Origin of the sequence: Mycolicibacterium baixiangningiae, from assembly GCF_016313185.1 — a bacterium.
Taxonomy (GTDB): domain Bacteria; phylum Actinomycetota; class Actinomycetes; order Mycobacteriales; family Mycobacteriaceae; genus Mycobacterium; species Mycobacterium baixiangningiae.
The window spans coordinates 1,165,741-1,190,507 of sequence record NZ_CP066218.1 but is presented as its reverse complement, the minus strand read 5'-3'; the positions used below and the strand labels follow the sequence as shown (position 1 = coordinate 1,190,507).

At 68.9% G+C, this 24,767-nt stretch carries 22 protein-coding genes; 9 read left to right on the top strand and 13 right to left on the bottom strand.

What is annotated here, in order from left to right:
• Positions 1 to 5: 5 nt before the first annotated feature.
• Together I7X18_RS05580 and I7X18_RS05575 are read right to left on the bottom strand one after the other, a co-directional pair.
• Positions 6 to 1,124, bottom strand: coding sequence for an MBL fold metallo-hydrolase (locus I7X18_RS05580; protein WP_193044171.1), 1,119 nt, complete (start codon positions 1,122 to 1,124; stop codon positions 6 to 8).
• A 1-nt stretch (position 1,125) separates the two neighbouring features.
• On the bottom strand, positions 1,126 to 1,860 hold the full coding sequence (locus I7X18_RS05575; RefSeq protein WP_193044172.1) for an enoyl-CoA hydratase: 735 nt from the start codon (positions 1,858 to 1,860) through the stop codon (positions 1,126 to 1,128).
• Between the two features lie 26 nt (positions 1,861 to 1,886).
• Here I7X18_RS05575 and I7X18_RS05570 point away from each other — a divergent pair, with 26 nt between their 5' ends.
• Positions 1,887 to 3,395 (top strand): acetyl-coenzyme A carboxylase carboxyl transferase subunits beta/alpha, encoded by a 1,509-nt coding sequence (locus tag I7X18_RS05570; RefSeq protein ID WP_193044173.1) that lies wholly within the window; start codon positions 1,887 to 1,889, stop codon positions 3,393 to 3,395.
• 164 nt (positions 3,396 to 3,559) lie between these two features.
• On the opposite strand, the gene I7X18_RS05565 is transcribed toward I7X18_RS05570, so the two are convergent.
• Genes I7X18_RS05565 through I7X18_RS05545 form a run of 5 tightly spaced genes read right to left on the bottom strand, consistent with a single transcriptional unit; the run spans position 3,560 to position 7,839 of the window.
• Positions 3,560 to 3,808 carry a hypothetical protein gene (locus I7X18_RS05565; protein WP_193044174.1) on the bottom strand — a complete coding sequence of 83 codons (249 nt, stop codon included), beginning with the start codon at positions 3,806 to 3,808 and terminating at the stop codon, positions 3,560 to 3,562.
• A complete protein-coding gene (locus I7X18_RS05560) occupies positions 3,805 to 4,020 on the bottom strand; it encodes a DUF3072 domain-containing protein (RefSeq protein ID WP_193044175.1) in 216 nt (71 codons plus the stop codon). Before I7X18_RS05560 ends, I7X18_RS05565 begins: the two co-directional genes overlap by 4 nt.
• A 49-nt stretch (positions 4,021 to 4,069) precedes the next feature.
• A complete protein-coding gene (locus I7X18_RS05555; protein WP_193044176.1) occupies positions 4,070 to 4,483 on the bottom strand; it encodes a hypothetical protein in 414 nt (137 codons plus the stop codon).
• A gap of 36 nt (positions 4,484 to 4,519) precedes the next feature.
• Positions 4,520 to 6,145 (bottom strand): AMP-binding protein, encoded by a 1,626-nt coding sequence (locus I7X18_RS05550; protein WP_193044177.1) that lies wholly within the window; start codon positions 6,143 to 6,145, stop codon positions 4,520 to 4,522.
• Positions 6,142 to 7,839, bottom strand: a complete 1,698-nt coding sequence (locus tag I7X18_RS05545) for an AMP-binding protein (RefSeq protein ID WP_193044178.1) — start codon at positions 7,837 to 7,839, stop codon at positions 6,142 to 6,144. Before I7X18_RS05545 ends, I7X18_RS05550 begins: the two co-directional genes overlap by 4 nt.
• 123 nt (positions 7,840 to 7,962) lie before the next feature.
• Here I7X18_RS05545 and I7X18_RS05540 point away from each other — a divergent pair, with 123 nt between their 5' ends.
• The 3 genes from I7X18_RS05540 to I7X18_RS05530 all read left to right on the top strand — a co-directional run bounded on the left by I7X18_RS05540 (position 7,963) and on the right by I7X18_RS05530 (position 11,641).
• Entirely contained in the window at positions 7,963 to 9,066 is a 1,104-nt protein-coding gene (locus tag I7X18_RS05540; protein WP_193044179.1) for an epoxide hydrolase family protein, read from the top strand.
• The gene (locus tag I7X18_RS05535) at positions 9,066 to 10,442 is read left to right on the top strand and encodes an NAD(P)-binding protein (protein ID WP_193044180.1); all 1,377 of its coding nucleotides are present in this window, start codon (positions 9,066 to 9,068) and stop codon (positions 10,440 to 10,442) included. Before I7X18_RS05540 ends, I7X18_RS05535 begins: the two co-directional genes overlap by 1 nt.
• Before the next feature lie 167 nt (positions 10,443 to 10,609).
• Entirely contained in the window at positions 10,610 to 11,641 is a 1,032-nt protein-coding gene (locus I7X18_RS05530) for a GGDEF domain-containing protein (RefSeq protein ID WP_226862906.1), read from the top strand.
• A 129-nt stretch (positions 11,642 to 11,770) separates the two neighbouring features.
• On the opposite strand, the gene I7X18_RS05525 is transcribed toward I7X18_RS05530, so the two are convergent.
• From I7X18_RS05525 to I7X18_RS05510, 4 genes are all read right to left on the bottom strand, one after another.
• A complete protein-coding gene (locus tag I7X18_RS05525; protein ID WP_193044182.1) occupies positions 11,771 to 12,646 on the bottom strand; it encodes a PDDEXK family nuclease in 876 nt (291 codons plus the stop codon).
• Positions 12,647 to 12,769: 123 nt separating this feature from the next.
• Positions 12,770 to 14,596: an ABC transporter ATP-binding protein gene (locus I7X18_RS05520; RefSeq protein ID WP_193044183.1), complete on the bottom strand. Its 1,827-nt coding sequence runs from the start codon at positions 14,594 to 14,596 to the stop codon at positions 12,770 to 12,772.
• Positions 14,593 to 16,518, bottom strand: a complete 1,926-nt coding sequence (locus tag I7X18_RS05515) for an ABC transporter ATP-binding protein (protein ID WP_193044184.1) — start codon at positions 16,516 to 16,518, stop codon at positions 14,593 to 14,595. The genes I7X18_RS05520 and I7X18_RS05515 overlap by 4 nt, the downstream gene beginning before the upstream one ends.
• Positions 16,519 to 16,569: 51 nt before the next feature.
• Positions 16,570 to 18,456, bottom strand: coding sequence for an ABC transporter ATP-binding protein (locus I7X18_RS05510; RefSeq protein ID WP_193044185.1), 1,887 nt, complete (start codon positions 18,454 to 18,456; stop codon positions 16,570 to 16,572).
• A 116-nt stretch (positions 18,457 to 18,572) separates the two neighbouring features.
• On the opposite strand from I7X18_RS05510, the gene prrA reads away from it, so the two are divergent.
• A complete protein-coding gene (prrA, locus tag I7X18_RS05505) occupies positions 18,573 to 19,283 on the top strand; it encodes a two-component system response regulator PrrA (RefSeq protein WP_197374447.1) in 711 nt (236 codons plus the stop codon).
• A gap of 2 nt (positions 19,284 to 19,285) precedes the next feature.
• Positions 19,286 to 20,629, top strand: coding sequence for a sensor histidine kinase (locus I7X18_RS05500; protein WP_193044186.1), 1,344 nt, complete (start codon positions 19,286 to 19,288; stop codon positions 20,627 to 20,629).
• Between the two features lie 74 nt (positions 20,630 to 20,703).
• Here the strand turns inward: I7X18_RS05500 and I7X18_RS05495 are convergent, their stop codons facing one another.
• Positions 20,704 to 21,072 (bottom strand): FKBP-type peptidyl-prolyl cis-trans isomerase, encoded by a 369-nt coding sequence (locus I7X18_RS05495; RefSeq protein ID WP_193044966.1) that lies wholly within the window; start codon positions 21,070 to 21,072, stop codon positions 20,704 to 20,706.
• A 36-nt stretch (positions 21,073 to 21,108) separates the two neighbouring features.
• On the opposite strand from I7X18_RS05495, the gene I7X18_RS05490 reads away from it, so the two are divergent.
• From I7X18_RS05490 to I7X18_RS05480, 3 genes are read left to right on the top strand one after another with little or no spacing between them, the layout of a single operon-like run.
• Positions 21,109 to 21,357, top strand: coding sequence for a DUF2630 family protein (locus tag I7X18_RS05490; protein ID WP_193044187.1), 249 nt, complete (start codon positions 21,109 to 21,111; stop codon positions 21,355 to 21,357).
• Positions 21,354 to 22,922 carry a phytoene desaturase family protein gene (locus tag I7X18_RS05485; protein ID WP_193044967.1) on the top strand — a complete coding sequence of 523 codons (1,569 nt, stop codon included), beginning with the start codon at positions 21,354 to 21,356 and terminating at the stop codon, positions 22,920 to 22,922. Before I7X18_RS05490 ends, I7X18_RS05485 begins: the two co-directional genes overlap by 4 nt.
• 16 nt (positions 22,923 to 22,938) lie before the next feature.
• Positions 22,939 to 23,307, top strand: a complete 369-nt coding sequence (locus I7X18_RS05480; RefSeq protein WP_404822721.1) for a hypothetical protein — start codon at positions 22,939 to 22,941, stop codon at positions 23,305 to 23,307.
• 4 nt (positions 23,308 to 23,311) lie between these two features.
• Here I7X18_RS05480 and I7X18_RS05475 read toward each other — a convergent pair whose 3' ends face one another.
• The gene (locus I7X18_RS05475) at positions 23,312 to 24,727 is read right to left on the bottom strand and encodes a C69 family dipeptidase (RefSeq protein WP_193044188.1); all 1,416 of its coding nucleotides are present in this window, start codon (positions 24,725 to 24,727) and stop codon (positions 23,312 to 23,314) included.
• Between the last annotated feature and the right edge of the window lie 40 nt (positions 24,728 to 24,767).

The window sequence follows — 24,767 nt, the reverse complement described above, 5'->3', positions numbered from 1 at the left end:
GCCGCTCAGAGCTGCCACCACGGCTCTAACGGCGGTGACGCTCCCCGCTCGACCCGCTGGCCCGGTTTGGGCACCACGACGCGCACGTCGGCCGAACCGGCGGCGGCCAACAGCCGCTCCACAGGTTCGGCCCACGGGTGTGGCGCCAGCCGGAAGGTGCCCCAGTGGACGGGGAGCAGTACACCGCCGCCCGCATCGGTCATGTCCCGATGGGCACGGACGGCCTCCTCGGGGTTCATGTGGATGTCCGGCCACGCCGGGTGGTAGGCGCCGACCGGAAGCAGTGTCAGGTCGAAAGGCCCGTACTCCGAACCGATTTCGGCGAACGCAGTGGTGTAGCCGGTGTCGCCGCCGAAGAACACGCGGTGCTGGGGACCGCTGATCGCCCACGACGACCAGAGCGTGGTGTTGCGGGTGAACAGCCGCCCGGAGAAGTGCCGGGCCGGGGTGCAGACCAGCCTGAGGTCTCCGATCCGATGGCTCTCGTTCCAGTCGAGTTCGACGATGCGCTCCTCGGAGATACCCCATTTGCGCAGGTGCGCACCCACACCGAGGGGGACGCAGAACGGGGCGCGCTGTGTGCGCGCGAGCCCGAGGATCGTGTCGATGTCGAGGTGGTCGTAGTGGTCGTGGCTGATCAGCACGGCGTCGACGGCGGGCAGTTGTTCCAGGGGCAGCGGGGGTTCGTGCAGGCGTTGCGGACCGACGGCACGCGACGGAGAGCAGCGGTCACTCCAGATCGGGTCGGTGAGCACGCGGTACCCGTCGACCTCGATCAGAGCCGAGGAGTGGCCGTGCCAGTAGGCCGCCAGACCCGCCGCCTCGCCGTCGGTGGACGTGGGGGTCACGATCGGGATCGGCCCTGCGGGGCGGCTGCCGTCACGCCGGGTGACCAGTTCGCGCATGAGCAGTCTGCGCTGTTCGGCGTCGAGGCTCATGGTGGCGGCCGGTTCGCGGTTGACGAACGCGCCGTCGCGGTAGTTCGGGCTGCGGGTGGCGACCGGGTGGATCTCGGCGGGGGTGGCGCCCAGCGAGGCGGGCGTGCCCTGCAGCGCCCGCAGCACCCACCCGCCGGCGAGCACCGACGCCGTGCCGAATCCGAACCGCAGCGCTGACCCCGTCACCTCAGGCCCCCTTGAACCTCGGCGGCCGCTTCTCGATGCGCGCCACCTGCGCCTCGATGATGTCCTGGCTGCCCCACGCCCTGTCGAACAGTTCCTGGTGCGCCGGCCACGGGTCCTCGTACGCGCCGTCGTCGTTGAGCACCCGCTTCGCGTGCTGCAGTGCCAGCGGCGCGTATCCCGCGATCTCCCGCGCCCACTCCTGCGCGTCGGCGAGTGTGCCGGCCCGGTTGGCCATACCCGTCTGCAGCGCGACCTCGGCCGTGAGCCGTTCGGCACCCAGCAGCATGCCTCTCGCCCGGCCGGCCCCGACCAGCGAGGTCAGCCGACGGATACTCCAATTGTCCAGCGCAATACCGTATTTCGCGACGGGGAACTGGAAGTAGGCGTCGGGTGACACGACCCGCAGGTCGCAGATCATCGACAGGATGACGCCTGCGCCGATCGCCGGACCGTTGACCGCGGCGATCACCGGGACCGGCGCCCGGTCGATGGCGAAGTTCAGCGCCCTGGCCTTGTCGGGCAGCTCGTCGGCGACTCCCTGGCCGCCGGACAGGTCGGCACCCGAGCTGAACACGTGGCCCTGGCCGGTGAGGACGATGGCGCGCACGTCCTCGGTGCCCGCCTTCTCGATGGCTTCGCGCAGGCCGTCGACGAGTTCGCCGTTGAGTGCGTTGCGGCGTTCGGCCCGCTGCATCTCCAGGGTGAGCACATTGCCGTCGCGTGTGACACCAATCATGCGGCCACCCTATATACCCTGGCCGCGTGAGCCGGATCGGTGCCCTCGAGCTGCGTGACGCCGTCCTCGACGAGGGGTCGTTCCTCAGCTGGGACGACGCGCCACTGGCGGTGGCCACCACCGACTCCTACCGCGCCGACCTGGCGGCCGCCTCGGAGAAGACCGGGCTCGACGAAGCCGTGCTGACCGGCGAGGGCCGGGTCTTCGGCCGCCGGGTCGCGGTGGTGGCCTGTGAATTCGACTTCCTGGCCGGCTCGATCGGGGTGGCCGCGGCCGAACGCATCACCGCCGCGGTTCAGCGGGCCACCGCCGAACGGCTGCCGCTGGTGGCGTCACCGTCGTCGGGCGGCACCCGGATGCAGGAGGGCACCGTCGCGTTCCTGCAGATGGTCAAGATCACCGCCGCGGTGGAACTGCACAAGCAGGCGCACCTGCCGTACCTGGTCTACCTGCGTCACCCGACGACCGGCGGGGTGTTCGCGTCCTGGGGGTCACTCGGCCACGTCACCGCCGCCGAACCCGGCGCGCTGATCGGGTTCCTCGGCCCCCGCGTCTACGAACACCTCTACGGCGAACCGTTCCCGTCGGGCATCCAGACCGCGGAGAACCTGGACCGGCACGGTGTGATCGACGGGGTGGTGCCGCTGAGCATGCTGCGCGCGACGCTCAACCGTGCGCTCACCGTCGTCTCGGACGCACCCGATCCGCCACCCGACGCGCCGCCCAGCGAACCGCCAGCGGATGTGCCGGCGTGGACGTCGGTCGAGGCGTCGCGGCGCCCGGACCGGCCGGGAGTCGGCTATCTGTTGCGGCACGGCACCACCGACCGGGTGCTGCTGTCGGGGACCGGCCGCGGCGAAGCGGCGACGACGCTGCTGGCGCTGGCCCGCTTCGGCGGACAGCCCGCCGTCGTGGTCGGTCAGCAGCGGGTGATCGGCGGGCCGGACGCAATCCCGGGTCACTCCGCTCCTGCCCTCCGCATCGGCCCGGCCGCGCTGCGCGAGGCGCGCCGCGGCATGGCGCTGGCCGCCGGACTGCAACTGCCGTTGGTGCTGGTCATCGACACCGCGGGTCCGGCGCTGACCGTCGAGGCCGAACAGGGTGGGCTGGCCGGGGAGATCGCCCGCTGCCTGGCCGACCTGGTCACGCTGGACACCCCGACGGTGTCGGTGCTCATGGGACAGGGGTCGGGCGGGCCCGCACTGGCCATGGTGCCCGCCGACCGGGTACTGGCCGCATTGCACGGCTGGCTGGCGCCGTTGCCGCCCGAGGGGGCCAGCGCGATCGTCTATCGCGACCTCGACCATGCGGCCGAACTCGCCGCCGCGCAGGGCGTGCGGTCGGCGGATCTGCTGCGCAACGGGATCGTCGACGCGGTGGTCGGCGAGCATCCCGACGCCGCCGACGAACCGCTGGAATTCACCCACCGGCTGTCGGCCACCATCGCGGCGGAATTGCACGGCCTGCGCGATGTGCCTGCGGCGACCCGCCTGCAGCGGCGGCTCGACCGCTACCGCCGCATCGGGTTGCCCTGACGCCACGAAAGTCACAACGGCCACTGCAGCCTCCGGGCGGACCACATGTCGAGTTGCCCGCCTCCTAGCGACTGTGTCGCGGCAAACCTGGATCGCCTATGCGTTCAGCGACTTTGTCGCTCGAAGGCGGGCAAAGCACATGCTCTCCCGGCGGAGCGCAGCGCTCAGCCGCCCAGTTCGTCCACCGCGGTGTTGAGCGCCGCGGCCTGCTCTTCGAGTTCGCGGTCACCGAGGTCCGTGCCGCCCGTGCGTTTGAGCAGTTCGTCACGGGAGATGATCTCGAGCGCGCCCAGGTACTGCGGCGAGCCCAGTTGCCCGGCCGTCACCACCTCGGCGCGGCCCTCGATCAGCACCAGCACGGCGTCCCCGTCGGTGCCGAGCAGTTGGCGTACGTCGTCGGCGCTGACGGTCATGACTTCCCCCGTCCGGTCTGCTGCTGAAGCCGGTCGATCATCTCGGATGCCTGCGCCTTGGTCAGATTCTCGGGGATCTCCTCCCCCGCCTCCTGCGCCAGGGTGTTCAGATAGCTGCGCTGCGGACCGGTCATCGGCTCGTCACCGGTGACCCAGTCCGACTGGTCCTTCTGCGGGTTCTCCTGCGGCGCGACGCCTGGATCTTCACTCATGACGTTTCTATGCCCGCAAGTGGGCTCGAGTATGCGCGTCATCCGAACATCAGTGCGATCGAGAACCGGGATCCTGATTCAGCGCGGAACCGAGGTGACGGGTGCGCAGGTACAACACCGCGGCCGCCGCGACGACCTCGACCATCGCCAGCAGCGTCGCCACGCCCATCACCGCCGAGGGACCGGCCGTCGCGGCCTGACCGTGGTGGTGGACGGGGGCGGGCAGGTGCACCGCGATCATCGCGAGGTTCATCAGCGCGACGAGAAGCCACGCCCGCAGACTCCCGTGGGTCCACAGCTCGTAGGCGCAGAACAGGCAGCCGACGATCATCACCGCCAGAAGCGCACCGGCGACCGGGTTGGCGGCGTGGCCCAGCGACGTCACGTGCAAGCCCGCGGAGACGACCGCGACCAGCGCACATCCGCGCCGTGCGAGGACGGCCGACCGGTGCGCGGCGGACATCGTCCCATCCTCGCAGCACCCACCGACTTCGGCAGCTCAGTTCTCGCCGTCGAGCCCCAGGAGCCGCACGCTCTCGGCGCGCATGTCCACCTTGCGCACCTTCCCGGTGACCGTCATCGGGAACTCGTCGGCGACGTGCACGTAACGCGGGATCTTGTAGTGGGCGAGCTTGCCGCAGGCGAATTCGCGCACCGCGTCGGCGGTCAGCGGCGGGCGGCCCGGCTTCATCCGGATCCACGCGCAGATCTCCTCGCCGTACTTCTCGTCGGGCACCCCGATCACCTGGGCGTCCTCGATGTCGGGATGGGTGTAGAGGAACTCCTCGACCTCGCGGGGATAGATGTTCTCCCCACCGCGGATGACCATGTCCTTGATGCGGCCGACAACGTTGCAGTAGCCGTCCTCCCGCATGACCGCCAGATCGCCGGTGTGCATCCAGCCCTCCGGGTCGATCGCCTGGGCGGTCTTGTCCTCGTCGTTCCAATATCCGAGCATCACCGAATAGCCGCGGGTGCAGAATTCGCCGGGCTCACCGCGTTCCACGGTCTCGCCGGTGGCGGGGTAGACGATCTTGACCTCGACGTGCGGATGGGCGCGGCCGATCGACGCGGTGCGCCGTTCGAGGTCGTCGTCGATCAGCGTCTGACACGACACCGGGGAGGTCTCCGTCATGCCGTAGGCGATGGCGACCTCCGTCATGTGCATCTCGTTGACGCAGCGTTTCATCACCTCGACCGGACACACCGAACCGGCCATGATGCCCGTCCGCAGTGATGAGACGTCGGTGCGGCCGAAGTCGGGGTGAGAGAGCATCGCGATGAACATCGTGGGCACACCGTAAACGCCTGTGCACCTTTCTTTCTCGATCGCAGCCAGGGTGAGCCCGGGATCGAACCCGGGCGCCGGGATCACCATGGTCGCGCCGTGGGTGGTGCACCCGAGATTGCCCATCACCATGCCGAAGCAGTGGTAGAAGGGCACCGGAATGCACAGCCGGTCGGCCGGACCGAGGTTGATCAGTTCGGTGACGAAGAACCCGTTGTTGCCGATGTTGCGGTGCGACAGCGTCGCCCCTTTCGGGAACCCCGTCGTCCCGGAGGTGTACTGGATGTTCACGGGGTCGCGAGCGTCCAACTCGGTCATACAGTGCTGCAACTGCGTGACCGTCACAGCGTCCGCCCCGCGTTGCAGCGCCGCCCAGTCGTCGGTGCCGAGGAAGATCACCTCTTGCAGCCGGGTGCAGCGGGGACGCACCTCGTCGACCATCGCGACGTAATCGGTGGATTTGAACGCCGTCGCCGCGATGAGCGTGCGCACCCCGGATTGTTCGAGCACGTAAGCCAATTCGTGGGTGCGGTAGGCCGGGTTGATGTTCACCAGGATCGCGCCGATCTTGGCCGTCGCGTACTGCACGATCGTCCACTCCGCGCAGTTGGGCGCCCAGATCCCCACCCGTTCACCGCGCTCGACACCGAGCGCCACGAGACCTCTTGCGGTGATGTCGATTTCGGCGTTCAGTTCGGCGTAGGTCCAGCGCCGTCCGGTGACCACCTCGACCAGCGCTTCGTTATCCGGGTATTGCTGGGCGATGCGTTCGAAATGCGCCCCGATCGTCTCCTCGATGATCGGGGTGCCGGTGGGTCCGGCGTCGTGGGACTTCATCCGCTCACCAGGTCTTCGTAACGGTATTCGGTCGCGATCGCCTGCCCCGCGCAATCCTCTTCGCGACGGCGCAACTCCACCCGGCGGATCTTGCCGGAGATCGTCTTGGGCAGTTCGTAGAACTCGACACGACGCACCTTGAGGTACGGGGCGAGGTGGTCGCGGGCGTACTCCATGATCGCTTTCGCGGTGTCGGCGTTGGCATCCCAGCCGTCGGCCAATGCGACATAGGCCTTGGGCACCGTCAGCCGGGTGTCGTCGGGCTGCGGCACCACGGCGGCCTCGACCACCGCGGGATGCTCGATGAGCACGCTCTCCAACTCGAACGGAGACACCTTGTAGTCCGAGGATTTGAAGACGTCGTCGGTGCGGCCGATGTAGGTGATGTAGCCGTCCGGATCACGCCGGGCGACGTCGCCGGTGTGGTAGTGACCGCGATCGAACACCGCGGCGTTGCGGGCGGGGTCGTCGAGATAGCCGGTCATCAGGTTGCGCGGATACAGGCTCAGGTCCAGGCAGATCTCGCCCTCCTCGGCGGGGCGTCCGGTGAGCGGGTCGACCAGCACGACAGGGACACCCGGCATCGGCCGTCCCATCGAACCCGGTTTGACCGGCTGGCCGGGCGTGTTGCCGATCTGCAGCGTTGTCTCGGTCTGGCCGAAGCCGTCGCGGATCGTCAGCCCCCACGCCTTCTCGACCTGCGCGATGACGTCGGGGTTGAGTGGTTCGCCCGCGCCGAGGATCTCGCGTAGCCCGGCGGGTTTCGCGCCGAGGTCGGACTGGATGAGCATGCGCCACACCGTCGGCGGCGCGCAGAACGTGTTCACCTGCGCCCGGTCGAGTTGATGCAGCAGTGCCGCGGCGTCGAAGCGGCGGTAGTTGTAGACGAAGATCGTCGCCTCGGCGATCCAGGGCGCGAAGAAGCAGCTCCACGCGTGTTTGGCCCAGCCCGGTGAGCTGATCGCCAGGTGTACGTCGCCGGGGCGCACCCCGATCCACGCCATCGTCGACAGATGCCCGACCGGATAGCTCACCTGCGAGTGCTCGACCAGCTTCGGCTTGCTGGTGGTGCCGGAGGTGAAGTAGATCAGCATCGTGTCGTCGACGGTGGTGCGCGCGGCGAACGGTCCGTTCGAGACCGTTTCGTACGCCTCGGCGTAGGTGAGCCAGCCGGGGACGGCGGTGCCGACCGCGATGCGCGTGTAGTCGCCCGGCACCTCGGTGAACTTCTCGGCGTCCGCGGCGTTGGCGATGACGGCTGTCGCGCCGCCGCGGGTGATGCGGTCGGCGAGGTCGGCTGGCCCGAGCGCCCCGGTCGTCGGCATCGTGACGGCGCCGAGCTTGGCCACGGCCAGCATGGCCTCCCACAACTCGACCTGATTGCCCAGCATCAGGATGACCCGGTCGCCCTTGCCGACGCCGGCGTGCTCCAGCCAGGTGGCCACCCGGTCAGAACGGTCCGCCATCTGGGCGAACGTGACCTGCTCTTCGCGGCCGTCTTCCTCGACGATCCACAGCGCGCGCCGGTCGGCGGTAACCGGATCGCGCGCGACGACGTCGAACCAGTCGGTGGCCCAGTTGAACGTGCCCTCGAGCTGCGGCCACCGGAAACTCCGCAGCGCCTCGTCGTAGTCGCCGATGACCGCGACCAGCTGGTCACGCGCACTGCGGTACAAATCGGTGTTGGTGCCCATGCCAATATGCTCTACGTCACATAGTCCGCCCCGCTACCCCCGAAAAAGGGTGCCGTCCGTGCGTACGCCGGTTTCGCCGCTGCTGCGGCCGCGCGACGGCGCCGCCGTGCGAGGATCCGTCGTGTGTCCGCAGTCACACCTTTCCGCATCGCGGTGCCCGACGCCGTCCTGGCCGACCTGACGGCCCGGCTGGCGAACACCCGATGGCCGGAGGCCGAATGCGTCGACGACTGGAGCCAGGGCATCCCGCTGGCCTACACCCGTGAGCTGGCCGGGTACTGGGCCCGCGGCTACGACTGGCGCGCCCGCGAAGCCGCGCTCAACCGCTTCGACCAGTTCACCACCGAGATCGACGGCCTCGACATCCATTTCATTCACCAGCGCTCACCACGTCCCGACGCCTTTCCCCTGCTGATCACGCACGGCTGGCCCGGCTCCGTCGTCGAATTCCAGAAGGTCATCGAGCCGTTGACCCAGGCCGGCTTTCACGTCGTGTGCCCGTCGCTGCCCGGATACGGCTTCTCCGGCAAGCCGGCGTCGACGGGGTGGGGCACCTCGCGCATCGCGCTCGCGTGGGACGAACTCATGGCGCGCCTGGGCTATGACCGCTACGGCGCCCAAGGCGGCGACTGGGGCGCGGTGGTGACGACACAACTCGGCCGCAACGCGGGCCGATGCGTCGCCATCCACGTCAACATGCCGATCGGCCGGCCGCCGAAGGACCTCGCCGACCCCAGCGAGGAAGAACAGCACGCGCTGGCGGCGATGGCCCAGCGCAAGAAGTGGGGCATCGGATACTCCACGCAGCAGTCCACTCGCCCGCAGACACTGGGCTACGGGCTGGTCGACTCCCCCGTCGGGCAGCTCGCCTGGATCGTCGAGAAGTTCTGGGAATGGAGCGACTGCGACGGCCATCCCGAGAACGTGTTCACCAGAGACGAGCTACTCGACAACGTGATGCTGTACTGGGTCACCGCGTCGGCCGCCTCCTCTGCCCGGCTCTACTGGGAGAACGCCCACGGCGGCCGGGATACGGGGCCGGTCACGGTGCCGACCGGGGTGGCGTCGTTCCCGAAAGAGATCATCCCGATGCCCCGGCACTGGTGCGAGGACAGCTACCGCATCACCCATTGGACGACGATGCCGCGCGGCGGACACTTCGCCGCCTTCGAGCAACCCGAACTGTTCGCCGGCGATGTGGCCGCATTCTTCGACACGGTGCGCTGATGCGTCCGATTCAGGCCGACTACCTCGTCGTCGGGGCGGGGGCGATGGGCATGGCGTTCGTCGACGCGCTGATCGCCGAATCGGACGCGAGTGTCGTGATCGTCGACCGCAACCACGCCCCGGGCGGGCACTGGACGACGGCGTATCCGTTCGTGCGGCTGCACCAGCCGTCGGCGTACTACGGCGTCAACTCCCGGCACCTGGGCAGCGGGGCGATCGACCGGAGCGGCCCCAACGCCGGGTTCTACGAACTGGCCGGCGGCGCGGAGGTGTGCGCGTACTACGAGGCGGTGATGCGCGAGCAGTTGCAGCCGACCGGCCGGGTCACCTATCTCCCGATGGCCGAACACCTCGGCGGCGGGCTTATCCGCACGCTGGGCGGCGAAGATCTCGAGGTGGTCGCGCGCCGCACAGTGGTCAGCCACCTCGACGTGGTGGTGCCGTCGATGCGGCCGCCGGCCTACGACGTGGCCGGCGGAGTCGAGTGCGTCGCGCCGAACGCGCTGCCGCGCGTCCGGGACCTCCGTGACCGCTACGTCATCGTCGGCGCAGGCAAGACCGCGATGGACGCGTGCGTGTTCCTGCTGCGCCACGGGGTGCCACCGCAGCGGTTGACGTGGATCAAACCGCGCGAGGCGTGGCTGATGGACCGGGCGACCGTGCAGCCCGGGGCCCAGTTCGCCAAGCGGGCGCTCGCCGATTTCACCGCGCAGCTGGTCGCGGTCCGGGACGCGACGTCGTTCGCCGACCTGTTCGCCCGGCTGGAGGCGAAGGGCTGCCTCCTGCGGATCGACGCGTCGGTCGATCCGACGATGTACCGCTGCGCGATCGTGTCGCAGGGCGAACTGGAACTCCTGCGACGCATTGACGGCGTGGTCCGGCTCGGCCACGTGACCGCGATCGAGCCGGGACGCGTGACGCTGGACGGCGGGACCGTCGACGTCGACGGGTCGGTGCTCTACGTCGACTGCACCGCCGACGGGCTGGGCGACAAGGCGCCGGCACCGATCTTCGACGGTGAGCGCATCACGCTGCAGACGGTGCGCACCTGCCAGCCGGCGTTCTCCGCGTCGGTGATCGGTCACGTCGAGGCGGCCTACGGCGACGACGAGACGCGCAACGCGTTCTGCGGTCCGGTGCCCTACCCGCATCTGCCCGCCGACTGGTTGCGAATGATGTTGGCGTTCAACCGCAATCAGCTGCACTGGTTCACCGATCCGGACATGATGGCGTGGGTCGACGGTGCCCGGCTCAACATCCTGCACCACATCACAGCGGGGGTGAGTGAACGGGCGCGCGAGAAGATCGTCAGCATGCTCGGCTCGCAGTTGCACGAGATCAACGGCAAACTCGAGGCGCTACTCGCCGAGGCGTGAGCATGGGCATTCGAACAGCACTGTGGCGCCCCGTCGGGGGTTGTACCCTGAGGACGCTTGCGGGGGCAAGCAAAAACGGGAAGATCACGATCAGCTGCGATCCGGGGGCGGCGAAGATGGCAGCGTTGTCGAACAAGTGGTGGTCACATCCCCACCACTATGAGTGGATGACCGACTACCTGGCCGCTCGCGGGATGACCGGGGCGGTCAGGTTCATGATGGCCGGTATCGCGGCGTCGTTGTCGATCTGTCTTCTGGTCTTACTGTATTTCGACGGGCCGGAGGCGGTCGTGCCGACCGCCATGACATGGCTCGCGGTCGGCGGGGGGATCGCCGGCGTGGCGCTATGGACGTGGCGCTGGCCGACACACGCCCAATCGGTCGCCTTCGCTCTGGTGTCCAGCGCCTCCATAGCGTTGTCGTGCCTGGCCTACCCGCACCCGGCTGGGGCGCTCATCGGTTGCATCTCCTTCGCCACCATCGCCGCCTACATCGCGTTCTTCCACTCGACGGCCCTGGTGCTGTTCAACTTCGCCCTAACCACCGCTGTCGGTGTGGCCGCCGCGACCCGACTTGCGCTGTCGGGCCATACGGCAATGGCCGTCGTCGACCTGTTCATCGTGCTGCAGATCAACATCGCCATGCCGGTGGCGATCCACGTTCTGGTGCGGGCGCTCGGCGTCGATCTGGCGCAGGCCGATCGCGATCCGCTCACCGGACTGCTCAACAGGCGGGCCTTCTACGCACAGAGCGCGAAGTTGCGCGTCGCCGGGCCGGCACACGCCGACTGGCACCTGGTCGTCGTGGTGGTGGATCTCGACGACTTCAAACGAATCAACGACACATACGGGCATCAGGTCGGCGATGAGACGCTCATGGCGGTGGGACGCGCCCTGTCGCGGGCGGTGGTCGGCGCCTCGGCGGCGATCGGTCGAAGCGGTGGCGAAGAGTTCGTCGTCGCCACCGTGTGGGAAACCGCCGATCCCACACCGCTGGCGAAGCGGATCTGCGAAGAGATCGCCGCGCTACCCGAACCCGTCACGGCGAGCGTGGGCACGGCATGTACGGCGCTGACGTCGACGCGCGGCGTTCACCAGTCCACGCTCGAACACCTCGTCTGCGCCGCCGACGCCGCGATGTACGAGGCGAAACGGGCCGGCGGCAACAAGTTCCACCACCACTGCACCGCGCGAGATTGAAGCTACGCAGCGAAAGTGCGAGAGGGCCCCTGCGCCAGTTCAATCTCGCGAACACTGCGCGCCTGTTCGACCCGCGCAAGAATGTCCGCCTCGTCGTCCTCGGGGTCGCGTTACAACGTGAGACTGAACCTACGCAGCGAAAGTGCGAGAGGGCCCCTGCGCCAGTTCGATCTCGCGAACACTGCGCGCCTGTTCGACCCGCGCAAGAATGTCCGCCTCGTCGTCCTCGGCGATCACCCGGACGACGATCCAGCCGAGCGCCCCGAGCCGGCGCAACTTGCGCTGATCCATCACGTAGCGCCTGCGATTCGTCCGGTGGTAGTCGCCGTCGTACTCGACCGCAATCCTCAGCTCGGGCCAACCCATATCCGCGACGCCGATCAAGCCTTCGCGGTCGAAGACCGGGATCTGCGTGGTCAGCGAGTGGTACCCGTTGTCGATCAGAAGCAGCCGCAGCCAGGTCTCCTTCGGCGAAGCCGCGCCGGCGTCGATGAGCGGCACGGCGACGCGGAGGGCTTTCAGTCCGCGCGCCCGCGGATATCGCGTTGCCAACGAGACGACGTCGTCGCGGGCGAAGCGCTGCGCCCACATCAGCGCATCGATCCGGGCGACAGCGTCGTCGCGTGGCAGCCGTCGACCGAGATCGAAAGCCGTTCGCGCGCAATTCGTCACGGGTAGCCGACCGAAGCGGTCGACCTCATCGGCGGCCAGCGTGTCGTTGCGGACGAGCAGGCCGTCGGGTGCGCGTCCGTTGTTCCAGATCAATTCGATCGGAATGTCGTCGTCGATCCACGGCGCACCCTGCATCGCGGCGGCCGACAGTCCACCGATCACCGCGCGCCGCCGCGACCACAGCCAGGCCGCGTAGATCCTGTCCTTCAGCGACAGCTCCAACTGCCTAGGGCAATACACGTCCGGATAGATGCGTAGGTGCCAGCGCGCCAGCTCATGCCGTGTGACGGCGCCGCTCGCCAACGCCTCCGTGCCGATGAAGATCCTCCCCATGACGGGATCCTGGCACCGCGCACCGACAAGCTGGCGAAACTGAACACACGCAGCGAAAGTGCGAGGAGCGGCCTGCGTGAGTGCAATGTCGCGGCGCCGCAACGCGCCGCGACGCGTCACGCGCTAGGCCAGCGACTGCTCCCACGCCCGGTTCAGTGCCGCATACCTGCCGCCGTCGCGCCCGGTCAGCTCCGCGGGAGCGCCGTCCTCGACGATGCGACCGCCCTCGAGCACCAGCACCCGGTCGGCGATCGCTACCGTCGACAGGCGGTGCGCGATCACCAGCGCGGTGCGGTCGGACAGCACCGTCTCCAACGCCCGCTGCACCATTCGCTCGCTCGGGATGTCCAGCGACGACGTCGCCTCGTCGAGGATCAGCACCGCGGGATCCGCCAGGAACGCCCGCGCGAACGCGACGAGCTGGCGCTGCCCCGCCGACAGTCGGCCGCCGCGCTTGGCGACGTCGGTGTCATACCCCTCCGGTAGCGAGTCGATGAACCGGTCGGCGCCAACGGCCTCCGCGGCCGCACGCACCTCGTCGTCGGTGGCGTCGGGTTTGCCGAACCGGATGTTGTCGGCGACCGTGCCCTCGAACATGAAGTTCTCCTGCGTCACCATCACGACATGCCTGCGCAGTTCGCTCTGCGACAGCCGGCGCAGATCGGTCCCGTCGAGCGTCACCGACCCGGATATCGGATCGTAGAACCGGGCGATCAACTTGGCGATCGTCGTCTTGCCGGCACCGGTCGTGCCGACCAGCGCGACGGTCTGGCCGGCCGGGACCGTCAGCGACAGGTCAGGCAGCACCGGGCGGTCCGGCGAGTAGCCGAACGTCACGTCGTGGAAGGCGACCTCGCCCCGCACCGACGTCAGCTCCACCGGATCGTCGGGGTCCTGGATGCCCGGCTTCTCGGCGAGCACCCCGGCCAGCTTCTCCAGCGCCGAGGACGCCGACTGAAAAGTGTTGAAGAACTGGGAGATCTCCTGCATCGGTTCGAAGAACATCCGCAGGTAGAGCAGGAACGCGGTCAGGGTGCCGATCGTCATCTCACCCTGCAGCGCCAGCGAGCCGCCGTAGAGCAGCACCACCCCTGTGGTGATGTTGCCGACCAGCTTCACACCGGGCATGAAAATGGCCAGCAGCCGGAACGTCCGCTCGTTGATCTGGCGGTACTCGTCGGCGATGTCTTCGAAGATCTCCTGGTTGCGCGGTTCGCGGCGGTACGCCTGCACGGCCTTGATGCCGGTCATCGTCTCGACGAACTGCACGATCACCAGCGCGGCACTCTCGCGCACCTTGCGGTACGTCTTGGCCGATTCGGTGCGGAACCACCACACCAGCGCCACCAGGATCGGGACCGCGGCCAGGCACATCAGCCCCAGCTTCACGTCGAGCGTCACCAGCAGGATCGACGTGCCGACCAGCGTGAGCACCGCGGTGATCAGGCTGTCGAAACCGGTCTCCAGCATGTCCTGGATGGCTTCGACGTCGTTGGTCGATCGGCTGACCACCCGGCCTGAGGTGTACCGGTCGTGGAAGGCGATGTCGAGGCGCTGAAAATGCCGGAACACCCTGCGGCGCAACTCCAGCAGCACCTTCTGCCCGATCCGGCCGGATCGGCGCAGGAAGAACATCCGGCTGAGTGCCTGGACCACCACGACCCCGCACAACGCGCCGACGATCAGCATCAGCTCACGCGCCGGCCCGCCCTCGAGCAGCGGGGGGATGCCGTGGTCGATCCCGCGCTGCACCAGCAGGGGAACCGACAGCCGCGCGACGTTCTCCACCACCACAACGAGCGCGAGCAGGAACACCGTGACCCGGTAGGGCTTGAGCAGGTTCCACAGCAGCGCCCGGGCCTCGCGGCGACGCGGCACGCTCTCGTCGATCGGGAGGTCGTCGTCCCCGTCTTGCTCTTTGACGCGTCCGCGCCAGTCGGTGACGCTCATCGGCGTTCGGCCTCCGAGGTCACGAACCGGGGATCGGCGCAGGCCTCGTCGGCCGCCTCCCGCTCGGCGTAGGTGTGGTCGAGGCGCTCGCGGGCGTCGTCGTCCTCCCAGGCGCCGACGCGTTCGGCGCCGTCGTCGAGTTCGTCGTCAGCGGCCAGCAGGTAGCGGTACTGCGGCACGCCGGCGAGCAGCTGCGCGTGGGTGCCGACGTGGGTGACCGTGCCGTTCTCGAGCAGCGCGACCTTGTCCGCGAGCAGCACCGTCGACGCCCGGTGCGCGACGACGATGCCCGTCACCGCATGCAGTACCCGGCGCAGCGCCTCCTCCACGACCGCCTCGGTGTGCACGTCGAGCGCGGACAGCGTGTCGTCGAGGACGAGGATCCTCGGGGCGGCGAGGATCGCGCGGGCCAGCGAAAGACGTTGCCGCTGACCGCCGGACAGGCTCATCCCCTGCTCGCCGATGCGGGTGTCCAGCCCGAACGGCAGGTCGTAGACGAATTGCGCGGCGGCCACCTCGATGGCTTGGGCGAGTTGCGCCTCGGACGCGTCGGGCCGGCCGAGCCGCAGGTTCTCCGCGACCGACATCGAGAACAGCGTCGGGTCCTCGAACGCGGTCGCGACGGCCTGGCGCAGCGCGGGCAGCGACAGCTCCCGGATGTCCACGCCGTCGATGCGGATCGAACCCTCGGTGACGTCGTAGAGCCGGGACAGCAGCGCCGTCAGCACCGACTTTCCCGACCCGGTCGCACCGACCAGTGCCAGCGTCTCCCCCGGTTCGACCGTCATGCTGACGTGCCGGAGCGCCCACTCCTCGCTGTCGGGGAATCTGAAGCCGACGTCGACGAGTTCCAGGCGCCCGCCCCGCGGGGTGTCGTTGCGGGGGCCATCGGTGATCTCCCGTGGCGCGTCGAAGATCTCGGCGATGCGGTTGGCCGCGGTGTAGGACTCCTGCATCATCGACAGCAGGAAACCCAGCGACGCGATCGGCCACACCAGCGACAACATCATCGTGATGAAGGCGACCAGCGTGCCCAGGGTGACGTACCCGTGGCCGGCGGCGTACGCGCCGAACCCGAGCACCACGATCAGCGTCAGGTTCGGGATGACCTCCAACAGGGTCCAGAACTTCGCCGACACCGACACCCGGGCGACCTGGGTGTCGTAGAGGTCAGTCAGCTGCTCGTCGAACCGGTCGTAGACGTACTGCTCGCGGCCGAAGGACTTCACCACCCGCAGGCCCAGCGCCGACTCCTCGACGTGGGTGGCGACATGGCCGGACTGATCCTGCGCCAGCCGCGACAGCCGGGTGTACTCCCGCTGGAAGTGCAGCACGGTCAACGTGATCGGCACGATCGACACCAGCACGACCACGCCCAGCGGCCAGTACATCGCCAGCAGGATCGCGGTGACGACGACGATCTGCAGGCCGTTGAGGATGAGGAACACCAGGCCGAACGACATGAACCGACGGATCGTGGACAGATCGTTCATCATCCGCGACAACAACTGACCGGACTGCCAGCGGCCGTGGAAACTCATCGGCAGGATCTGCAGCCGCGCGTAGAGGTCCTTGCGGATGTCCGCCTCGACGCCCATGGTGGCGCGCGAGACCAACCACCGGCGGATGAACCACAGCACGGCCTCGGTGATGCCGACGCCCATCGCCGCGGCGCCGAGCACCCACAGCCCGTGCTGATCCTGGTGGCGCACCGGCCCGTCGATGACCGCCTTGGTCATCAGGGGGATGGAGATCGTCGCGCCGAGGCTCGCGACCGCGACGACGAGCATGGCGATCCAGCGCACCCGGTAGGGCATCAGGTACGGGAGCAGCCGCCACAGGTCGGAGCTGGCTCTCGGCTGCGCCCGCCGAGCAGCGATCGCGGGCGCCGAAATCAGGGCGCGGGAGTCGGGATTGGCCACTTAGTCAATCTTCCCATCGGGGGCAAGCCAATAACGTCGAGGCGGAAAACGTCACGCGACCGCCTCGGACTCCTGCGGACCGAACTGCGTCTCGTACAGCTCGGCGTACCGGCCGCCGCGGTCGATCAGCTGGTGGTGTGTCCCGCGCTCGACGATCCGGCCGCCTTCGACCACCAGGATGACGTCGGCCGTCCGCACGGTCGACAACCGGTGGGCGATGACCAGCGACGTCCGTCCCGCCAGCGCCTCGCCGAGGGCCTGCTGCACGGCGGCCTCCGAGGATGAGTCCAGCGCCGCCGTCGCCTCGTCGAGCACTACCACCCGTGACCTCCCCAACAGCAGGCGGGCGATGGTCAGCCGCTGCCGCTGCCCGCCGGACAGACGGTAGCCGCGCTCACCGACAACCGTGTCGAGCCCGTCGGGCATCTCGGCGACCACGTCGGCCAGCCGGGCCCGGCGCAGCGCATCCCAGAGTTCATCGTCGGTGGCCTCGGGCGCCGCGAGCAGCAGGTTGGACCGGATCGACTCGTGGAACAGGTGCCCGTCCTGGGTCACCATGCCGATGGTGTCGCGCAGCGACGCGAACGTCAGATCGCGCACATCGGTTCCGGCCAGCCGCACCGCGCCGGAGCCGACGTCGTAAAGCCGGGCCAGCAGCGCCGCGATCGTCGACTTCCCGGCGCCGGAGGATCCGACGAGCGCCACCAGCTGTCCCGGCTCGGCGGTGAAGGAGATGCCGTGCAGGACCTCACCGCCGTCACGGTCGTCGAGGACCGCGACCTCTTCCAGGGAGGCCAGCGAGACCTTGCCGGCCGTCGGGTATGAGAACCGCACCTGATCGAATTCCACGCGGACCGGACCGTCGGGGACCGCGATGGCGTCGGGCTCCTCCCGGATCAGCGGCTCCAGGTCGAGCACCTCGAAGACCCGCTCGAAGGACACCAGCGCACTGGCGATCTCGACCCTCGCATTGGCCAGCGCGGTCAGGGGCGCGTAGAGCCGGGTGAGAAGCAACGCCAACGACACGATGGCCCCGGCCTGCAGGTGTCCACCGAGCGCGATCACCCCGCCGAGCCCGTAGACCAGCGCCAGCGCGAGCGCCGACATCAACGTCAGCGAGTTCATGAACGTCGACTGCAACATCGCCGAGCGCACCCCGATGTCCCGTACCCGATCGGCGCGGACGGCGAATTCGTGCGATTCGGCGGCGGGCCGGCCGAACAGCTTGACCAGCGTGGCGCCCGGCGCCGAGAACCGTTCGGTCATCTGGGTGTTCATCGTCGCGTTGTGGATGGCGCTTTCCCGTGACAGGAACGCCATCTTGGCGCCGATCCGCCGGGCCGGCAGCACGAACACCGGCACCAGCACCAGCGCCACGACGGTGATCTGCCAGGAGATCGCGAGCATCACCGCCAGCGTCAGGGTCAGCGTGACGAGGTTGGAGACGACACCGGAGAGCGTGTCGGAGAACGCGCGCTGCGCGCCGAGCACGTCATTGCCCAGGCGGCTGACCAGCGCGCCGGTGCGGGTGCGCATGAAGAACGCCACCGGCATCTTCTGCACGTGGTCGAACACGGCGGTCCGCAGGTCGAAGATCAGGCCCTCACCGATGTTCGAGGACAGCCAGCGGGTCAGCAGCGACATGGCCGCCTCGGCGAGCGCGACGGTCGCGATGACCAGCGCCAGCCCGACCACGATCGACGGTGCGCCGCCGCGGGTGATCACGTCGACCACCCGGCCGGCGAGCACCGGCGTGGCGACCGCCAGCGCCGCGCTGACCACGCTGACCGCCACGAAGGCGGCGAGCCTGCGGTGATGGCGTTCGGCGAAGCGCCAGATGCGACGGAGCAGCGCACGGTCGGCCAGCGAGTGCAGATCCCCGCCGCGGGCGTGCGCCTGGCGGTAGAGGGTCTGCCGGGCGACCGTTTCGATGCTCATGAATTCACCGTAGAACCTCAACGAAAGGTGAGGTCAAATGTTCCGGGCCTGTCCGGGCGGGTCAATCACGCGGCCCACCGGCAGCCTCCCCCAGCCTGACCTCTACATCAGGCAAGATTGCTGCCATGGACAGTGGTGTGGGATCGCCCCGGGTGCTGGTGGTCGACGACGACCCTGACGTGCTGGCGTCGCTGGAGCGCGGGCTCCGGCTGTCCGGATTCGACGTGTCCACCGCGGTGGACGGCGCCGAGGCGTTGCGCAGTGCGACCGAGACGCGCCCCGACGCGATCGTGCTCGACATCAACATGCCGGTGCTCGACGGCGTCAGCGTGGTCACCGCGCTGCGTGCGATGGACAACGACGTGCCCGTCTGTGTGTTGAGCGCACGCAGCAGTGTCGACGACCGGGTGGCCGGCCTGGAGGCAGGCGCCGACGACTACCTCGTCAAACCCTTCGTGCTGGCCGAACTGGTGGCGCGGGTCAAAGCCCTGCTCCGCCGGCGCGGCTCGTCGGCGACGTTCTCGTCGGAGACCATCCAGGTCGGTCCGCTCGAGGTCGACATCCCGGGCCGGCGGGCCCGGGTCAACGGCGTCGACGTCGATCTGACCAAACGCGAATTCGACCTGCTGGCCGTGCTGGCCGAACACAAGACCGCAGTGCTCTCGCGCGCGCAGTTACTGGAACTGGTGTGGGGCTACGACTTCGCCGCCGACACCAACGTCGTCGACGTGTTCATCGGATACCTGCGCCGCAAGCTGGAAGCCGGCGGTGCGCCCCGCCTGCTGCACACCGTGCGCGGTGTGGGATTCGTGCTCCGGACTCAATAGCGATGAGCGCGCTGTCGCGGATCTTCCGCCGCACCCCGTCCCTGCGGACCAGGGTGGCGTTCGCGACAGCGATCGGCGCGGCCATCGTCGTGATCATCGTCGGGGCCGTGGTGTGGGTCGGCATCACCAACGACCGCAAGGAACGCCTCGACCGCCGGCTCGACGAGGCCGCCGGCTTCGCGATCCCGTTCCTGCCCCGCGGACTCGACACCATCCCGAAGTCGCCGAACAATCAGGATGTCGTCATAACGGTTCGCAAACCGGACGGCGAGGTCACCTCCAACTCCGATGTCGTGCTGCCCGAGGCCCCCGCGGGCTACGCCGACACCTACGTCGACGGGGTGCGCTACCGGGTGCGCACCGTCGACATCCGCTTCCCCGAACCGATGTCGGTGGAGGTCGGCGCCACCTATGACGCGACCGTCGCCGACACCAACAACCTGCACCGCCGAGTGATCGTCATCTGCGCGCTGGCCGTCGGGGCTGCCACCCTGCTGGGGTGGCTACTGGCGGCGTTCGCGGTACGCCCGCTCAAACGCCTCGCCCAGCAGACCCGCCAGATCGACGCCGGTGACGAAGCGCCCGATGTCGAAGTGCGTGGCGCGTCGGAGGCCGTCGAGATCGCCGAGGCCGTCAAGGGCATGCTCGAACGCATCTGGTCCGAGCAGGACCGCACCAAGGCCGCGCTGACCTCCGCACGCGACTTCGCGTCGGTCTCGGCGCACGAACTGCGCACGCCGCTGACCGCGATGCGCACCAACCTCGAGGTGCTCGCCACCCTCGACCTCGCCGACGACCAGCGCAAAGAGGTGGTCAACGACGTCATCCGCACGCAGTCGCGCATCGAGGCGACGCTGTCGGCGCTGGAGCGCCTCGCCCAGGGTGAGCTGTCCACGTCCGATGACCACGTCCCCGTCGACATCACCGAACTGCTCGACCGCGCCGCTCACGACGCGATGCGCGTGTACCCGGAACTCGACGTGACGCTGGTGCCCGCGCCGACGGTGATCATCGTCGGCCTACCCGCCGGGCTGCGGCTGGCCGTCGACAACGCGATCGCCAACGCCGTCAAACACGGCGGCGCCACCCGGGTGCAGCTGTCCGCGGTCAGTTCCCGCGCGGGTGTGGAGATCGCGATCGACGACGACGGCGTCGGGGTGCCCGAGGAGGAACGCGCCCGGGTGTTCGAGCGATTCTCCCGCGGGTCTACCGCCTCGCATTCCGGCTCGGGTCTGGGGTTGGCGCTGGTGGCGCAGCAGGCCGAATTGCACGGCGGTACCGCGACGCTGGAGTCCAGCCCGCTGGGCGGGGCGCGGCTGCTGCTGCGCCTACCCGGACCGCGATGACCCGGCGCGAACGTGAACTTGTGCGCGAAGTTCCGGCGATTTCTCGCTCATAAGCTCACGTTCGGCAAGTACAGCTAGCGGGTCGCCAGCAGGTCGATCACGAAGATGAGCGTTTTGCCCGACAGCCGGTGACCACCGTCGGCGGGACCGTAGGCCTGCGCGGGCGGAATCGTCAGCTTGCGACGGCCGCCGACCTTCATCCCCGGGATGCCGTCCTGCCAGCCCTGGATCAGCCCCTGCAGCGGGAACTCGATCGACTGGCCCCGGTTCCACGAGCTGTCGAACTCTTCACCGGTGTCGTATTCGACGCCCACGTAGTGCACTTCGACGTTGGCGCCGGGAACGGCTTCGGGTCCCTCGCCGACGATCACGTCCTCGATGACCAGATCGGCGGGTGGCGGACCGTCGGGAAATTCGATCTCGGGCTTCTGTCCTGGGTTCACAGTCACATCCCCACGGTAGTCGGGCAGACTGGGCCAGTGACATCAGATCAAGACATCCTCGCTCAGGTGAACAAGCTCGTCGCCGAGGAACAGCAGCTCCGCGATGCGCTGCAGCAAGGGGAGATCGACGAGAGCGAAGAGCACCAACGGCTCCGCGCCGTCGAAGTCCAGCTCGACCAGTGTTGGGATCTGCTGCGGCAGCGGCGCGCGCTGCGCGACAGCGGCAAGGACCCGCGGGAGGCGGAGGTGCGCCCTGCCGACGAGGTGGAGGGTTACCTGAACTGAGCGCTGCCAGGTCGGCGACGGTCGATGTCGTCATCGTCGGCGGCGGCCACAACGGGTTGGTCGCCGCGGCCTACCTTGCGCGCGCCGGCCGTCGCGTTCAGGTGCTCGAACGGCTCGACCACGTCGGCGGGGCGGCGGTGTCGGCGCACGCGTTCGACGGCGTCGACGCCCGGCTGTCGCGTTATTCGTATCTGGTCAGCCTGCTCCCCAAACGCATCGTCGACGATCTCGGCGCGCGGATTCGCCTGATCAAACGGCGCTACTCCTCCTACACCCCCGACCCGGGCACCGGTGGTCGCACGGGCCTGCTCATCGGGCCGACGAGCACGTTCGGCGCTGTCGACGCCGCCGCGGACGAGGCCGGGTTCGACGACTTCTACCGTCGCTGCCGCACTGTCACCGAACGGCTGTGGCCGACGCTGACCGCACCGCTGATGACGCGCGAGCAGGCCCGCCGCCACGTGCTGGCCGGCGGCGTCGAGGGCGCCGACGACGCGTGGACGGTGCTCACCCAGACGCCGATCGGTGAGGCCATCACCGCGGCGGTGCGCAGCGACCTGGTGCGCGGAGTGCTGGCCACCGACGCGCTGATCGGCACGTTCGCGCGCACGGACGATCCGTCACTGGTGCAGAACATCTGCTTTCTGTACCACCTGCTCGGCAGCGGGACGGGCGACTGGGACGTACCGGTCGGCGGGATGGGCGCGGTCAGCGGTGCGCTCGCGGCCGCCGCGGCCGGCTTCGGCGCCGAGATCACCACGGGGGCCGAGGTCACGGCGATCACGCCGGACGGCGAGGTCACCTATCGGGAGGGCGGACGGGAGCACCGGATGGGCGCCCACTTCGTGCTGGCCAATGTCACCCCGGCGGTGCTGGCCGACCTGCTGGGCGAGCCTGCGCCGCCGTCGGCACCGGGCTCCCAGGTGAAGGTCAACCTGATGCTGCGCCGGTTGCCCCGCCTGCGCGACGCCACCGTGACAGCCGAGCAGGCATTCGGCGGGACGTTCCACATCAACGAGACGCTGCGCCAGCTCGACGCCGCACACGACCGGGCCGCGGCCGGCGAGGTGCCGAACCCGCTGCCGTGTGAGATCTACTGTCACTCGCTGAACGACCCGTCGATCCTCTCCGACGACCTCCGCGCCGCGGGTGCGCACACGCTGACCGTGTTCGGGCTGCACACCCCGCACTCACTGCTGGCCCACGGCGATGACGAGCGAATGCGCAACACGCTGACCTCCGCCGTCCTCACTTCCCTCAATTCCGTTCTCGCCGAACCGATTCACGATGTGGTACTCGAGGATGCCGCGGGCCGGCTGTGCATCGAGACGAAGACCACCGGCGACCTCGAACGAAGCCTGAACATGACCGGCGGCAACATCTTCCACGGCGGTCTGCAGTGGCCGTTCGCCGAGGACGACGATCCGCTGGACACCGCTGCTGCGCGCTGGGGCGTGGCGACCCGGCACCCGCGAATCCTGCTGTGCGGCTCAGGATCTCGACGCGGCGGCGGGGTGTCCGGGATCGGCGGGCACAATGCGGCCATGGCTGTTCTGGCCGGCTGAGCGTACGCTGGCCTGCGTGAACGCCATCCGTGCGACGTCCGCCACCGCCGCGGTGCTGGCCGGCCTCGTGCTCGCCGCGCCCGCATCCGCATCGCCGAGTTTCGGCAGCAACGGGCTCTTCGGTGTCGACGAGCGGGCCTCACAGGGGTGGGCCACCTCGTTCATCCCGCCGGGGCGTTACCGCGTCGACCAGGCGCCGAGCATGCCGCCCTACCAGAGCGCACCCGGTTTCTGGTTGCGCTGCAGCGGTTTCCCGTGCGCGATCGAGGTCGGCGGCAATGTCCTCGCCAAGGGCGACGCCATCCGCGACGTGCCGACGTTCGTCGACGTCCTGCCCGCCGATGCCGGTGTGCGTCTCTACAACGTCACGCTGACACGGGTCTGAGCCCTCAGCTCGACGCGTCGACCAGTGCGTCGTGCGCCCAGGCCAGATGCGCGGGGATCGCGGCGCGGTGGGTCGGTGCCCGAAGCGCCTCGATGTCAGCGAGGTAGGTCCCCCGCGGATCGACCGTAGCCGGGTCCGCCAGCACGTCGGCGAGCTCGGTGACCATCGCGCAGCAGTGCGCGAGGATTCGCGAACGCCGCTGCAGCGCCTCGGCGGTCACCGTATCGCGCTCCTCGGTCGACGCCGACGGGCTCAACGCCCGCACCGCCGCCAGTGTCCGGACATCCGCCTGGTCGAACAGCGCCTCCGGCGCCGCGCCGAGCGCCCCGTAGTCACGCTCGATCAGCCGCTGCAGGTTCTCGGTGGCCCACCAATCGTCCTCCGGCTCGGCGGAATCCGGCTGTTGCCACGGCAGCGTCGTCGAATCGAACCAGACCGGCACGAACGACGACAGCCGCGGTGACGCGAGCGAGGCCAGGATCATCGGGTCATCCGAGAGTTCGGTGACGATGCTGGCGGCGGTCTCATGTCCCTTCGTGTCCTCGGCGTGCATGCAGATCATCGACTCCGATTTGATGCCGGGTCGCCAGTCGGCGGCGGTCTCCCCGATATCGCGCAGCACCGCCCACATGTCCTCGATGCTCACCTTGCCCCGGTCGGCATGGGCTTTCATGACCTGACCGGACCGGCCGAGCCGGGCGGTGCAGGAAGCCAGGAACGGCAGTTCGGGGTCGGCGTAGGCCGCACCGAAGTCGAACCGGCCGCCGGTGGCGGGATCCCACCAGCCGCGCTCGACCGCGTAGGACTCCGCATCGGCGGAGATCAGGTCGTAGTCCGAACCGATCGAGTATGCGTTGGAAATGGTGGCCACCGTTGTCACCCGCTTGGCCGCCCAGTGCTTGTTCGCGGTTTCGATCACCCAGGCGGTCGACGGGTCGGCGATGAGGAAGCCGTTGTGGTAGGTCTGGTCGACCACCAGATTGGTCGTACCCGACTGGCCGTGCTCCTCGAGCAGGCCGATGAGCACCTGCAGACCCTCGTCCGCGGTCGCCGCGCGCTCGAGCACCAGTCGCAACAGGTCCATGCCGAGCAGGCCGGGCTCGGCCGAGGCCTCCTCCCGCGACCACAGCGCCTCGTTGCCGACGCCGACGCCGTGCTCGTTCACACCGTGTTCGAAACCCCATATCCACCAGGGTCGCGAACCGATGACGGCGTGGGTGGCTTGCACCTGAGGGATGCTGATGTACGTCGCCCGCACCACCGCACCCGGTTCGTGGGTGGCGGCCTGCGCGCGGTACAGATACTGCGCCTCGTTCGGGTTGCGGTCGCTGTTCTTGGCCAGGATCGTACGGCCCGACGCGGTCGCGTCGCCGATCGCGACCATGGTGTCGCAACTGGCTGCCCGGATGTCTGAATACATGGTGTCGCTTTCGTTTTCGGACGGAAGGGGTTGGGGTGTG

Excerpts from the sequence above, each read along its gene's own strand:
- I7X18_RS05475 (WP_193044188.1), bottom strand. The coding sequence starts at position 24,727 with ATGTATTCAGACATCCGGGCAGCCAGTTGCGACACCATGGTCGCGATC.
- I7X18_RS05550 (WP_193044177.1), bottom strand. The coding sequence starts at position 6,145 with ATGAAGTCCCACGACGCCGGACCCACCGGCACCCCGATCATCGAGGAG.
- I7X18_RS05520 (WP_193044183.1), bottom strand. The coding sequence starts at position 14,596 with ATGAGCGTCACCGACTGGCGCGGACGCGTCAAAGAGCAAGACGGGGAC.
- I7X18_RS05530 (WP_226862906.1), top strand. The coding sequence starts at position 10,610 with ATGACCGACTACCTGGCCGCTCGCGGGATGACCGGGGCGGTCAGGTTC.
- I7X18_RS05510 (WP_193044185.1), bottom strand. The coding sequence starts at position 18,456 with ATGAGCATCGAAACGGTCGCCCGGCAGACCCTCTACCGCCAGGCGCAC.
- I7X18_RS05555 (WP_193044176.1), bottom strand. The coding sequence starts at position 4,483 with ATGTCCGCCGCGCACCGGTCGGCCGTCCTCGCACGGCGCGGATGTGCG.
- I7X18_RS05545 (WP_193044178.1), bottom strand. The coding sequence starts at position 7,839 with ATGGGCACCAACACCGATTTGTACCGCAGTGCGCGTGACCAGCTGGTC.
- I7X18_RS05525 (WP_193044182.1), bottom strand. The coding sequence starts at position 12,646 with ATGGGGAGGATCTTCATCGGCACGGAGGCGTTGGCGAGCGGCGCCGTC.
- I7X18_RS05575 (WP_193044172.1), bottom strand. The coding sequence starts at position 1,860 with ATGATTGGTGTCACACGCGACGGCAATGTGCTCACCCTGGAGATGCAG.
- I7X18_RS05500 (WP_193044186.1), top strand. The coding sequence starts at position 19,286 with ATGAGCGCGCTGTCGCGGATCTTCCGCCGCACCCCGTCCCTGCGGACC.
- I7X18_RS05535 (WP_193044180.1), top strand. The coding sequence starts at position 9,066 with ATGCGTCCGATTCAGGCCGACTACCTCGTCGTCGGGGCGGGGGCGATG.
- I7X18_RS05565 (WP_193044174.1), bottom strand. The coding sequence starts at position 3,808 with ATGACCGTCAGCGCCGACGACGTACGCCAACTGCTCGGCACCGACGGG.
- I7X18_RS05560 (WP_193044175.1), bottom strand. The coding sequence starts at position 4,020 with ATGAGTGAAGATCCAGGCGTCGCGCCGCAGGAGAACCCGCAGAAGGAC.